Genomic DNA, 12,610 nt, shown 5'->3' with positions numbered 1-12,610 from the left:
GTGTACGTCGCCACACCGCCGGAGTGCGCCGGGGCACGGCCCGGCACGGAGCGGACCGCCCTGGGGCTCGCCCGGGTCGAGTACCAGGAGTTCGACGGCGGGGGCGGCTTCCAGCCGCAGGACCGCATCTACTTCTCCGATCTCATGGCGGCGTACGGCCGCACCGTGCGGCCGGGTTACTTCGACGGGACCCGGGTCACCTTCCGGGACATGGCCGAAGGGATGCTGCCGCGGTTGCTGCCGCACCACGACCGGTTCGACCTCGCGCTGCTCGCCTCCGTCACCTCCGACGCGGAGGCGGGCCGGCCGTTGTGCTACCTCGCCCACACCCTGTCGCACATCGGCCTGGCCTACGGAGTGGCCGACCAGGGCGCGGGGTCGGCCTTCACGGCACTGCGCATGGCGGCGGCCGGCGTCCGGCAGGACGGGGCGCGCAGCGTGCTGCTGCTGATGATGGACCAGGCCGCCGTGCCGCACGCCGACCCCGTGCCGGGTCGGCTGGCGGCGGACCGGAACGCGGTGGTGGCCCTCGTGCTGGGCACCGAGGGCGACCTCGCCTCGGTGACGCCGCTCCCGGCCGTCCGCGTGGCACCAGGCGGGGCCGGCGAGCGACTCCGCGGCACGCTGGCCTCCCTGCGCGCGGACGGCCGGCCCCTGACCCTGATCGCGGGGCCCGGCCTGACGCCCCACCTGCCGGACCACCCGGCGGACGAGGTGGTCACGGCACCCGGGGGCCGGCCGTGCACCGCGGCGTGGTCGCTGCTCGCGCGGGGGCTGCCTGCCTGGCGGGCGGTGGGGCGCCGGGTCGTACTGGCCGACTACGACCCGGACTTCAGCCGGCTGAGTCTGTGCACGGTCGACACCGCGCGCGTCGGCACCGGCCCCTGACCGCTCCGGGCCGACCGCGGGCCACGGCGGGCACCGGACGCCGGTGGCCCGCGGTCATCACACCAGGCCGGCCTTCTGGGCGGTGACCACGGCCCCGGTCCGGTTGGGCGCGCCCAGCTTGAGCAGGATCGAGCCGACCAGGCGCTTGGCGCCGTGGATGGAGATGCCGAGCTTGCGCGCGATCTGTTTGTTGCTCAGGCCGTCGGCGAGCAGGGAGAGCGCCTCGGATTCACGCGAGGTCAGGGACACCGAACGGACCGCGGAACCCGAGATGCGCACCTTGTTCGCGGTCAGCAGGCGGCGGGCGAGCGCCGGCGGCATCGGCATCTGGCCGGTGACGGTGCGCAACAGGGATTCCCCGGCCGATTGCGCCGAGAGCTTCTGGAGGGAGAGGAACCCGTCCACGGGAAGCGCGGCGAACAGTTCACCCGACCACTCATAGGGCTCGTCGCCGAGGACGAGCAGGTGGGGAAGGCGGGTGTGCGTGCCTTCGGTGCTCTCGGCCAGTACGCGCCACTCGTCGAAGGTGATGATGAGGATGTCCGGCGGGGCGTCCAGCAGGACGTCCAGGGACTCGGGTTCGTATGTCTCGACACGCCCCACGCAGGCCAGATCCCGCAGTATCCCCTCCATGCCGATACGTATGATCTGGCTCTCGATCATGAGAGCGACGCTCCAGGTGGCGGTTGCCGTTTGGGTAGTCACAGATGTGCACCTCGCGATACCTCGTGGATTGATGGCCGCTGCGCGTGCGTGTACCGGGCATGGTCACGATTCCCCGCGTGACCATGCCCGAGGTCCTCAGTCCGAGTACTGCTCGATGACGTCCAGCATCGCCTTCGGCTTCTGCCAGATGTCGCGCTCCTTGTGCGCCCAGGCGGAGGCGGCCCGGCCGAGTGCCCGCGCCTCGTCGCGATGGTCGGCGACCCAGCGCAGGTGCCGGGCGACCTCGGCCACGTCCGGGACGCCGCGCACCCCGCAGTGGCCCAGGTGCGACTCGTACACGCCCTCCCAGCGGGACGGGGCCACCGGCAGCACGAGGTCGCCCGCGTCCGCGCAGACGTCGCCCTGTCCCTCGGAGGACAGCGCGATGACGGGCAGGCCGGTGGCCATGCCCTCGACCAGGGGCAGGCCGAAACCCTCGCTGCCCAGCGCGAGCAGCACGTCCGCCTGTTCGTACCAGTGCAGGATGCCGCGGGTCGGCTCGTTCTCGTCCACGATGGTGACCCGGGCGTCGCGCGAGGTCAGGCCCGCGCGCCCCTCGGCGCCGAACCGGGCCTTGATCACCAGCCGTGCGGCGGGGTCGTCCGCGAAGGCCAGGTTCCAGGCCGCGATGGCCTCGGGAACATGCTTGCGCGGTACCGCAGTGCCGACCACGAGCGTGGTGATCCCCTCCCGCTCGGGCCGCGTGACGTACGGGTACACATCGGCGTCGACGCCGTCCGGGGTGACCTCGACGGGCACGGTGATCCCGCTGTCCCGGAACATGCGGGCCACGAACCGGGTCGGCACCATCAGGGCCCGCGCCCGGTTCAACGGACCGATCCAGCTCGCGGGCAGCCTGCTCGACTCCCACATGGTGTGCACCAGGTGCGGACGTCCGGCGAAACGGCCGAGTTCCGGACGGACCCACGAGTTGAACACCAGCGGGCCGGGCACGGGCGGCCCGGCGGCGGCCACGATGTCGAGCATCTCCGGGGAGAGGCCGGCCGTCTCCAGTTTGAACGGGATCAGGTTGACCCGGATCCCGAGCCTGCTCAGGCCGACGACGATGTACTCGGAGATACCCGCGTACCCGTCGTGCACGTAGAACTCCCCGGCCAGGTTGACCGACTCGATCATCAGGCCGCCGCCGCGAGTCCGGTTTCGCGCACCCAGGCGACGACCTCGTCCACCATGGCCTCGATCGGTGTGTCGGCCACGAAGCCGAGCACCTCGGCGGCCTTGCGCGTGTCGGGCCTGCGGACGCGTACGTCGTCCGGGAAGGCCGGCTCGTGCCGGATCGAGAACGGCACGCCGGGGTTGACCCGGTCCCAGACGAGCCGGGCCAGTTCGGAGATCGTGCAGCCCTGGTTGCCCGAGAGGTTGAAATCCTCGTTCCACGCGGCCTCGGACTCCATGGCCAGGACGACGCCGCGCGCCAGGTCCCGGGCATGGGTGAACGTGCGGAACTGCCGGCCGTCGCCGAGGACACGGAACGGGTTCTCGCGGCGCAGCGCGCGTTCCACGAAGTCGGGGATGACGTGCCCGCGCACCAGGCGCTGCTGCTCCTCGGAGGAGGTGCTGGTGTGGGGGGCGTGCCGTTCACCGGCGCCCACACAGTTGAAGGGGCGGACGATGGTGTACGGCAGTCCGTACTGGGACCAGGCGGCGCGGGCGTAGTACTCGACCGCCAGCTTCTGGAAGCCGTACGCGGTGGCCGGCGGGGCGGTCTCCCGTTCGTCCCCCTCACGGAAACCGACGCCCGGGTGGCGCTCGTACACCATCGAGGAGCTGACGTAGGTGACCTTGCGGAGCCCCTCGCGGTGGCGGCTGACGCCCACCTCGGCTGCCGCGCCGGCCAGCCTGTTGTTGGTGGACAGGATGTCGTAGGCGAGGTCCTTCATGTACCGCACGCCGCCGATCAGGGCGGCGCCCGCGATGAAGTGCGCGCACCCCTCGCTGAGTTCGTACAGCAGGTCCTTGTCCGCGGCGTCTCCCACCACGCTCGTGAAGCGCTCGTGCTCGGGCAGCCCGCGGGCCGGCTGTCGGTACTTGGAGAGGTTGTCCAGGCCGACGACCGTGTACCCGCGGTCGATGAGCTCCTCGACGATGTACCCGCCGAGGAAACCGGCCGCACCCGTCACCAGCACCTTCACGCCGTCCCCCTTCCGCCGCACCACCGGCCGTCCCTGCTCGTCCGCTTGCTCGCGCCCGCTCGCCCCCGTCACGCCGTCCACGCCAACCGCCCTTCGCCGAAGGCGAGGTACTCCACCCCGCCGCCCAGCGAGGCGGCGTGCCGGGTGTGCAGGCCCCAGGCGTCGTACACGAGGCCCGGACTCGCCATCCTGTCGGTGACCGAGTGCAGTTCGAGCTCCGCGTACGACGGGTGATCGGTTCCGAGGATGACCAGGTTGGCGCCGTCGACGGCGTCCTTGGCCTCTGCACACGGCCGGTACCCGAGGGCCTGCTGTCTGACGAGGGGCACCAGCGGGTCGTGCGAGCGCACGGTCATGCCCGCGTAGCGCTCCCGCAGCCGGGCCACGATCTCGACCGCCGGCGAGGACCGTTCGTCATCGGTCTCCGGGTGGCCCTTGAAGGCGACGCCGAGCAGGGCCACGACCGGGGGAACGGAACCGGTCAGGCGCGCCATGCGGTCGGTCACCCGGTCGGCGACCCGGACAGGGGTCGCACGGTGGGCTCCGGCGACGCCGTCGAGAAGCGCGGAGGCCGGTGAACCGTGGTCCGCGAAGGCCCGGGAGAGTATCGCCGTGTCCTTGGGGAGGCAGGCCCCGCCCACCGGCCCCGCACCGGGCATCGCCGCCCGGCTGTACCCGGCCACGGCGGCCTGGCGCACCTCGCGGGAACTGACGCCCACGCTCTCGCAGAGGCGGGCGATCTCGTTGGCGAAGGCGAAGACCGTGTAGCGGTAGGCGTTGCAGGCCAGCTTGGCGATCTCCGCCGTCTCCAGGTCGGACACCTCGACGATGTCCGGTGTGAGTGTGCGGAACAGGGCGGCGGCCCGCTCCCCCGCACGCCGGCCGCCGGCGCCCACGATCTGCGGCAGGCTGCGCAACTCCTGTGCGGCGATGCCCTGGACGGTGCGCTCCGGGCAGAAGGCCAGCTCGATGTCCCGGCGGGAGCGGAGTGCGCCGAGCAGCCTGCGGGAGGTGCCCACCGGCACGGTGGAGCGCAGGATCACCAGGCACCCGTCGGCCGCCTGCTCGGCGACCGCCCGGACGGCGCCTTCCACCTGGGTCAGGTCGGGGCGGCCGGACTCGTCCACCGGTGTGCCGACACACACGATGTACGTGTCGACCGTTCGGCCCGACGGCACATCGCCGGTCACGGTGAACCGGCCGCTGTCCACGGCGCCCGCGAGGTCCAGGCCGGCCTCGTGGATGTGCGGCTGTCTGCGAGCCAGCTGCTCGCGGATCGCCCGGTCGCGTTCCACTCCGATGACCGCGCGTCCCTGGGCGGCGAGGGTGACGGCGAGCGTGAGCCCGACGTAACCGAGGCCGATCACGCACACGGCGCCCGGGGCTCGGGCCGTCGTCCCCTCGGTGTCCGTGTCCCGCGCGTCCCGCGCGTTCCCCGTGTGCGGTGCGTTGCGTGTGTCTCCGCTGTCTCCGTGCATACAGGCATTGCCTTTCTGATCGGGCGGCCGACGTGCGCTGGTCACCTCGCCCGGAGTCGCCGCGGCGGCCGCATGTGGGTCTCCATGACGTCGAGCAGGGCGGGGCCCTTGTTCCAGAGGTTGCGGTTGCGGTGCACCCACCCCGACGCGGCGGCCCCCATGGAGGCCGCCTCCTCGCGGTGGCGAGCCACCCAGGTCAGCTGTTCGGCGACCTTGGGCACGTCGGGGACCCCCCGTACTCCGCAGCGCCCGTAGCCCGGTTCGTCCGCCGTCTCCCAGCTGCCGGGCGGCACGGACAGCACGAGGTCGCCCGCGTCCGCGCAGACGTCGCCCTGTCCCTCGGAGGACAGCGCGATGACGGGCAGGCCGGTGGCCATGCCCTCGACCAGGGGCAGGCCGAAACCCTCGCTGCCCAGCGCGAGCAGCACGTCGGCCTGTTCGTACCAGTGCAGGATGCCGCGGACCATCTCCTCGTCGTCGATCACGGTGATGCGCGGGTCGTCGGCGGTCAGGCCGTACGTCCGCGCCGTCCGGAACCGGGACTTGATGATCAGCCGGGCGTCCGGGTCGCCGTCGAAGGCCAGGTGCCACGCCTCGATGGCCTGGGCGACGTGCTTGCGCGGCAGCACGGTACCGACGACCAGAGTCGTCATGCCCTGCCGGGCGGGACGCTCGATCCACGGGTAGAGATCCGGGTCGACGCCCTCGGGGACCACCTCGACGGGGGCGGTGACGCCGCTCGACCGGCAGACGTCGGCGACGAACCGGGTGGGCACGATCACCGCTCGGGTGCGGTTCAGCCGGTCCGGCCAGTCGGCGGGCAGCCGGCTCGACTCCCACATCGTGTGGACGAAGTGCTCGGTGTCGGCGTACTGCTCCAGCTCGGGTTCGAGAGCGGCCGAGAACAGTACCGGCCCTTCCCGGTAGGGCGTGGATTTCTCCAGGAGTTCGAGGACGGCCGGGGCCAGCCCTTCCCGAAATACCTTGATGGGGAGGAGGTTGACCCGAGCGCCTTCTCTCGCCATTCCCATGGCGGCGTATTCGGCCAGACTTCCGTATCCGTCTGCGACCAGAAAGTGCGCTACGAAATTAACGGGTAAGGTAGCTGATTCCTTCACCATATGTCCGTTCTGCCCTGGCATCCAGCAGCCCACATCGGTGCAGGTCCGCGGCGAGACAACGGGACGCTAAGCAACTAAAGCGAATTAGTCAACAGTAGTATCAGAGGCAGATTGCCACCACAGTACACACCTTTTCTTTGCGGAATGCACTCTTGACGCTGTTCATACAACCGCCCTACGATGAAGATCACGATCACGCGGAAGACGGCCGTATTACGGCCGTTGCGGTGTGTCCGGACGGAAGGCGAAATCGGGCGACCAAAGAAGGATCGGTGGAACGTTCGTGAACGGGAGAACAGCCGTCGTGACCGGGGCCGCCGGCGGAATCGGATCGGCCACAGCCCGCCGTATGGCCCGGGAGGGCGCCGCGGTCACCGTCGCCGACATCGATGTCGACGGCGTCGAGGAACTGGCCGCGCAGATCACCGCCGAGGGCGGCACGGCGCTGCCCGTGAAGTGCGACGTCACCGACCCGGACCAGGTCACAGCGATGGTCCGGGCCACGGCCGAGCGGTTCGACACCGTGCACATCCTGGTCAACAACGCGGGTGTGATCCGCGACAGCGCCCTGTACACCATGTCCGAACGGGCCTGGGACACCGTCCACGCGGTGCATCTGCGAGGGGCCTTCCTGTGCGCCCGCGCCGTGCAGAAGCACATGGCACGCGCCCGCTGGGGCAGAATCCTCAACCTCTCCAGCATCTCCGCGCTGGGCAGCCACGGCCAGGCCAACTACGCAGCGGCGAAAGCCGGGTTGGAGGGTCTGACCCGCGCACTCGCCGTGGAACTCGGCCCGTTCGGCATCACGGTCAACGCCGTCGCCCCCGGGTACATCGAGACCCCGATGACCCACCGCGCCGACGGCCTCGGGGCCGTCAAGGCGGCGTCCGTCGCCGACGCCGCCCCGGTACGCCGGACCGGACGCCCGGACGACGTCGCCTCGGCGCTCGCCTTCCTCGCCGGGGACGACGCCTCGTACATCACCGGGCAGACGATCCACGTGGACGGCGGGCTGCCCATGGGCCGGCTACAGGCCGGCGACGGACGGTGGACGCCGGGCGTGGACCGTGCCCGGGCCAAGGGACCTGAGGTGCTGGGTTGATGCATCCGCCTCCCCTTTCCTCACTTACGGTGCCACACATCTCACCGGCACCGCCGCCCTGACTTGTGAGCTGCCCGCGTGGCCATATCCGTTGTGCTACGCACCGCGCCGACGAAAGGCGACCATTCCCGACATGCCGTAGGCCGCGGGGCCGCTTCGGGCCACCCGGTACTCGCAGACGGTGCTGCCGGGCTCCCCGCCGGCATCGAGGACCGTCCCGCACAGCAGTGGGCCACGCACGGGGAGGCGGCTGCGCGGACCACGAGGGCCGGACAGGCCACGAAGGAGGAGGACGCTGATGACAGAGCACAGTGACGCGAGAGGTTTACCGGACGCGCCGCCGACGCGGGTGTCGCGGAAGATCGGGCGCCTGGCCGTCCCCATGGTGCTCGGCGATCTCCTCGGCTATCTCACCATGCTGACCCTGGTCGCCATGGTCGGGCGGATGGGAGACCAGGCACTGTACGTGCGTTCGCTCTTCCTGCCGCTGGGCATGGTGTTCAGCGCGATCAACGCCGCGCTCGCGGTCAGCACCCAGGTCGCCTGCTCGCTCAGCAAGGGCCGTGAGAAACCCGAGGACGTCTTCCCGCTCACGGTGAGCATGACGAAGGTGTGGGTGGTCCTCGGGGCGTCGCTCACCGTCGTGCTGTCGCTGGGCGCACCCGGCTTCGCCCACCTCTTCGACGTGTCCGACACGGCGCGGTCGGAGTTCGTGTGGTTCCTGCGCTGGATGTCCGTCGTCAGCCTGCTCGGTTTCGGGCCCGCGCTGTGCGCGTCCGCGCTGCGTGGCTTCGGGTTCGCCCGGCAGGGGCTCATGCTGACCCTGGTCAGCTCCTTCACCGAAGTCGCTCTGGTGGCCTGGCTCGGCCTGGGCACCGGCCTCGGCATCGACAGCCTGCCCGTCGCAGCCGCCGTCTGCGCCTTGGCCGGTACCGCCGCGGGCCTGTGGCTGATGCGCCGGGCAGGGCTCTGGCGGCCGGGACAACGCGCGCCCTGGCGACGCGAAGTGCTCGGCCACGTCCGGTCCGTGGGCGTTCCCGTGGGCGCGACGCTCGGCCTCATCTCCTTCTACAGCCTCGCCCTGCTCTGGGTCCTCGGGCCGTACGGCGAGGCGACCGTCGCCGGATTCTCCACCGCGTCGTCCGTGCAGAGCCTGATCCTCATGCCCGGGATCGTGCTGGGTTCGGCCACCGCGATCATCTTCAACCAGGCGCGCGGCGCGGGTGCGTACGGGTCGCTGGGGGTGACGTACCGCAGCGGCATCGTGCTGTCGTTCGCCGTCTTCGCCGCCATCGCCGTGGTGACGTTCTTCGCCCGTGACGCCATCGCCCAGGTGATGACCGGCGACACCGACGCCGCCGCGGTGGCGAGCGAGTACCTGGGCATCGTGGCCTTGACCTACGCGGTGCAGGGCCCGGTCCTGGTCGCCCTGACGCTCCTGGAACACATCGGCGGCGGGCGGCTCGCGGTCCTGCTGAACGCCGTCTACTTCGGCGGGAACGTGGTCGTGGGCGCCTGGGTCTGCGCCGCGAGCGACAGCCCCCACGGCATGTACTGGACGGTGGCCGTCTTCAACGTGGTCGGCGCCAACGTCCTGGTGGCCGCGGCGGCCTTCGTCAACAAACAGGTGCGGCAGAACACCCTGGCCGAGGCGGCACCCCTGTGAACGCCGGCGCACCCCGGCACCCCGCGCCGGGAGCGGCGGCGGGCCGGGAGACCCCGACGCCGGAGCGGGCCGGGACCCGTTGGGCACCGATGCTCTGGAGCCAGGAGCACTACTGGTTCCTGTACTTCGACGTGCCCGCCTACGGCGCCATCCGGGACTGCGTGAAGATCAGCCGTTCGTGGCGGTTCGACTCCGACGTCCCCGACGCGGCCGTCCTCGCGGCGCTCACCGCCCTGGTGGCCCGCTACGAGTCGCTGCGCAGCAACTTCCTCCTCGACGACGCCGGCACACCCGTCCAGGCGGTCCGTCCGCCGTGGCCGGTCACCTTCGACCTGCGGCTGCGGGCGAGCGCCGCGGACCTCCCCGCGGTGACCGAACGCCTCGGCGCGCGTCCCTTCGACCCCGCCCGGGACCGGCCGGTGCGCTTCGCCCTGATCGCGGGGGACGCGGGGGACTCCTGGGTGCTGATGACGGCGATCCACTGCGTGATCGACGGGCAGAGCTGGATCGCGCTGGAGAACGCCTTCCGCTCCCTGCTCGCGGCCGGGCACGACGACGTACCGCTGCCCGAGACACGACAGCCCCGGGAACAGGCCGAGTTGGACCACTCCCCGGAACGGGCCCGCTACCGGGAACGGGTGCGCGCCTACTGGCGTGACCGCTACCGCTCGATCCCGCAGGGCATGTTCCCCGACTACCGGCCGGCACCCGTGGGGCACTTCGCGGGCTTCACCCCGCCGAGCCCGTACGAGCGCGTGACGCTGACGTCCCGGCGGCTCGTGCACGCCGCCGAACTCGTCGCCGCGGAGCGTGGGATCGGCCCCGGCGTGGTCTACCTGACGGCGTTCGGCACCGTGCTGTCGGCGCTGTCGGGCAACGACCGGTGCGTCGTCTCCATGGACACCGCCAACCGGGCCGACCCGATGCTGTCGTCCGCCGTGGGCTGCTTCTTCCAGCCCGCGCTGGTCGTCTTCGACGTGGCTGCGCAGGACACCGCGGCGTCCCTGCTGAACAAGGTCTTCAGCGCCACCGTCAGGGCCCAGCGCTATGCCCGCTACTCCTCGCTGGAGATGACCGAGGAACGGGTTCGCGCCGGTCACGAGCGCGGCATGAACCTGCGGATCGGGGTCACCTACAACTATTTCGCCCGCAGGAGTCCGGGGGCCGGCGCCCCGGCCCCGGACGGCACGGGCGACGGCGGCGGCGCCACGGACGACTTCGTCGTCGAGAAGGCCCCCATCGACTGGCAGGACAACAGCGCCGACCTGTACTTCGCCGTGGAGGCGGGCGAGGACGGCGTCACCCTGTCGATGCACGGCCATGTCTCCGTGACAGACGCCGACCGCATCGGGCAGGCCCTGCGCGGCATCGGCGCACTGATCGCCGGCTGGGCCGACGGCACCCTCCCGATGGACCTGCCGCTCGACCGCGCGCAGGCCGAACTCGACCTGCCGAGACGCCGGTTCGGGCCCGGATGGGTCCACGTCGACCATGCCTGGGCCGACACGCGGGCGTGTACCGCGCTGCTCGCCCGGCTGCCCGGCGTCGTCGGGGCCGCCGTCCTCACCGAGGGCACCGACGACGGGACCCGGCTCGTCGCCTACGTGGCCGGTGACACCACGCCGGAGCGACTGCGCCACGGGCTGTCGGCCGCGCTGGTCACCCACCCGTGCCTGGTGCTGCCGCACCGGTTCGTGGTGTGCGCCGACGCGCCGGAACACAGCACACCGCGGGCCTGGGCCACGGCCGTGGTGACCGCCGAGGGCGACGGGTTCCCGAGCCGTCCCGTGCCTGCGCACACCCCTGGGGAACGGGCGCTGGCGACCGCACTCGCCGCCCGGTGCCCGGCGCTGACCGTCGACATGGCCACCCCGTACCTCCCGGCGGGAGGCAGGGCGGCGCTCGCCCCCTCGGTCGTCGACCACCTGGAGGACGCCGGATTCACCGGCATCATCCCGGCCGACCTGCTGGGGCCGCTGCCCCTGGGCGCCGTGGCCGCGAAACTCTCACCGACCCCCGAGGCCAGGAAGTGACGATGCCCGACGCTGCCCGGCGGACCCCCGCTGCCGCCCACCCGGACCGGCAACCCCACGACCTGCCCGGCCTCCCGCTGACCCGAGAGTGCCCCTACCACCCGCCACGGGCCTACGAGGACCTGCGCGACCGTGGCCCCGTGACGAGGATCAGGCTCTACGACGGGCGGGAGGCCTGGGCGGTCACCGGCCATGCCGCGTTCCGGTCGCTGCTCACCGACGAACGGCTCACCGTCGACCGCGACAAGGCGGAGTTCCCCGACCTGGTGCGCGTGCTGGCGCTCGCCCGGCCGGGGCGCCACCACGCGATGCGGGCGCTGCTGCGCACCGACCCGCCCCTGCACACCGAGCAGCGCCGCGCCATGCTCCCCAGCCTCGCGCTCAAACGCGTCCAGAGCCGGCGGCCGGCACTCCAAGCAGCCGCGGACCGGCTCCTGGACGGACTCGCGGCGCGGCCACGCACGGAACCCGCCGAGCTGATCAGCGCCTACGTCCGGCCCCTGGTCGCCACCGGGATGACCGAGATCCTCGGCCTGCACGGGCCCGACGGCAGCGCACTGCACGACCTCCTGCACCGCCACTTCGACCTCGTACCGCCCCTCGACGACTTCCTGCGCTCCCTCCTCGCGCGCATGCCGGACCGGCCCGGCGGCGACGGCCTCCTCGACGACCTCGCCGCCCAGGTGCGGGACGGACGGCTGACGACCGAGCAGTTCGTGCACTACGGCACGGTCCTCGTCGTCGCCGGGCAGGACGTCACCATCAGCACCATCGCCCTCGCCGTGCTGACCCTGCTCGTCCACGGGGACGAACTCGACCGGCTGCGTGCGGGCGAGGTGCCCTGGTCACGCGCGGTCGAGGAACTGCTGCGCTTCCTGTCCGTCACCAGTGGCCTGGTCCGTGTCGCCCTCGCCGACATCGAGACGTCGGGCGTCGTCATCCGAGCCGGCGACGGCGTGGTGCTCCTCAACCCCGCCGCCAACCGCGACCCGGGCGTCTTCGAGGATGCCGACCGGCTCGACCTCCGGCGGCGCCACGGCAACCACGTCTCGTTCGGCTTCGGTGTCCACCAGTGCATCGGCCAGAACCTGGCTCGCCTGGACGTGGAGGTCGCCCTCAGCAGGCTCTTCGAGCGCTTCCCGAGGCTGCGGCTCGCTGCCCCGGTGGACGAGGTGCCGGTCCGTCAGGGGCTGGTCTTCGGCCTCGGCGCCCTTCCGGTGCGGTGGTGAGGATCACGGTGCGCATCACGGCGGACCGCTCGCGCTGCGTGGGTTCGGGCAACTGCGTCCGCACCGCACCGGGCGTCTTCGACCAGGCGGACGACGGCCTGGTACGTCTCGTCGGCGGCACCCTGTCCGGCGAGGACGCGCGGAACGCCGCCGAGGCCGCCTCGCTGTGTCCCGCGGCGGCCATCTTCCTGACGCCTCAGGAGGATTGAGGTGGGCCGCGCCGCTCCGGTGCGCG

Annotated in this window: 10 protein-coding genes and 1 pseudogene; 6 read left to right on the top strand and 5 right to left on the bottom strand. The window is 71.9% G+C overall.

The genetic code is table 11. The annotated features are described in order from the left end of the window. Window positions 1-888: a hypothetical protein gene (locus IE273_RS30090; RefSeq protein WP_189818319.1), complete on the top strand. Its 888-nt coding sequence runs from the start codon at window positions 1-3 to the stop codon at window positions 886-888. Window positions 889-945: 57 nt separating this feature from the next. Here IE273_RS30090 and IE273_RS30085 read toward each other — a convergent pair whose 3' ends face one another. The 5 genes from IE273_RS30085 to IE273_RS30065 all read right to left on the bottom strand — a co-directional run bounded on the left by IE273_RS30085 (window position 946) and on the right by IE273_RS30065 (window position 6,255). Then, a complete protein-coding gene (locus tag IE273_RS30085; protein ID WP_189818318.1) occupies window positions 946-1,551 on the bottom strand; it encodes a helix-turn-helix transcriptional regulator in 606 nt (201 codons plus the stop codon). Window positions 1,552-1,689: 138 nt separating this feature from the next. Continuing rightward, the gene (locus tag IE273_RS30080) at window positions 1,690-2,730 is read right to left on the bottom strand and encodes a glycosyltransferase family 4 protein (RefSeq protein WP_189818317.1); all 1,041 of its coding nucleotides are present in this window, start codon (window positions 2,728-2,730) and stop codon (window positions 1,690-1,692) included. Next, window positions 2,730-3,827 (bottom strand): NAD-dependent epimerase/dehydratase family protein, encoded by a 1,098-nt coding sequence (locus IE273_RS30075; protein ID WP_229887691.1) that lies wholly within the window; start codon window positions 3,825-3,827, stop codon window positions 2,730-2,732. The genes IE273_RS30080 and IE273_RS30075 overlap by 1 nt, the downstream gene beginning before the upstream one ends. Further along, complete coding sequence (locus tag IE273_RS30070) at window positions 3,815-5,224, bottom strand: nucleotide sugar dehydrogenase (RefSeq protein WP_229887689.1); 1,410 nt, start codon at window positions 5,222-5,224, stop codon at window positions 3,815-3,817. The genes IE273_RS30075 and IE273_RS30070 overlap by 13 nt, the downstream gene beginning before the upstream one ends. Before the next feature lie 41 nt (window positions 5,225-5,265). Then, window positions 5,266-6,255 (bottom strand): glycosyltransferase, encoded by a 990-nt coding sequence (locus tag IE273_RS30065; RefSeq protein WP_189818316.1) that lies wholly within the window; start codon window positions 6,253-6,255, stop codon window positions 5,266-5,268. Window positions 6,256-6,628: 373 nt separating this feature from the next. Between IE273_RS30065 and IE273_RS30060 the strand changes: the two are divergent. The 5 genes and pseudogenes from IE273_RS30060 to IE273_RS30040 form a co-directional block, all read left to right on the top strand. After that, window positions 6,629-7,369, top strand: a pseudogene (locus tag IE273_RS30060) (SDR family NAD(P)-dependent oxidoreductase); the annotation flags it as partial. Between the two features lie 427 nt (window positions 7,370-7,796). Beyond that, on the top strand, window positions 7,797-9,113 hold the full coding sequence (locus tag IE273_RS30055) for an MATE family efflux transporter (RefSeq protein WP_229887687.1): 1,317 nt from the start codon (window positions 7,797-7,799) through the stop codon (window positions 9,111-9,113). Then, window positions 9,110-11,146 (top strand): condensation domain-containing protein, encoded by a 2,037-nt coding sequence (locus IE273_RS30050; protein WP_189818314.1) that lies wholly within the window; start codon window positions 9,110-9,112, stop codon window positions 11,144-11,146. The genes IE273_RS30055 and IE273_RS30050 overlap by 4 nt, the downstream gene beginning before the upstream one ends. A 2-nt stretch (window positions 11,147-11,148) precedes the next feature. Continuing rightward, on the top strand, window positions 11,149-12,375 hold the full coding sequence (locus IE273_RS30045) for a cytochrome P450 (protein ID WP_189818313.1): 1,227 nt from the start codon (window positions 11,149-11,151) through the stop codon (window positions 12,373-12,375). Then, window positions 12,372-12,584: a ferredoxin gene (locus IE273_RS30040; protein ID WP_189818312.1), complete on the top strand. Its 213-nt coding sequence runs from the start codon at window positions 12,372-12,374 to the stop codon at window positions 12,582-12,584. Before IE273_RS30045 ends, IE273_RS30040 begins: the two co-directional genes overlap by 4 nt. The last annotated feature ends 26 nt before the right edge of the window (window positions 12,585-12,610 follow it).

The organism is Streptomyces olivaceoviridis (assembly GCF_014650115.1).
GTDB lineage: Bacteria > Actinomycetota > Actinomycetes > Streptomycetales > Streptomycetaceae > Streptomyces > Streptomyces olivaceoviridis.
Note: the sequence above shows the minus strand (reverse complement) of the source record. Positions and strands in the feature narration are given on the sequence as shown.

Bases quoted from the DNA above. Each gene is read 5' to 3' on its own strand.
- IE273_RS30045 (WP_189818313.1), top strand. From the start codon at position 11,149: ATGCCCGACGCTGCCCGGCGGACCCCCGCTGCCGCCCACCCGGACCGG.
- IE273_RS30065 (WP_189818316.1), bottom strand. From the start codon at position 6,255: ATGGGAATGGCGAGAGAAGGCGCTCGGGTCAACCTCCTCCCCATCAAG.
- IE273_RS30080 (WP_189818317.1), bottom strand. From the start codon at position 2,730: ATGATCGAGTCGGTCAACCTGGCCGGGGAGTTCTACGTGCACGACGGG.
- IE273_RS30085 (WP_189818318.1), bottom strand. From the start codon at position 1,551: ATGATCGAGAGCCAGATCATACGTATCGGCATGGAGGGGATACTGCGG.
- IE273_RS30070 (WP_229887689.1), bottom strand. From the start codon at position 5,224: ATGCACGGAGACAGCGGAGACACACGCAACGCACCGCACACGGGGAAC.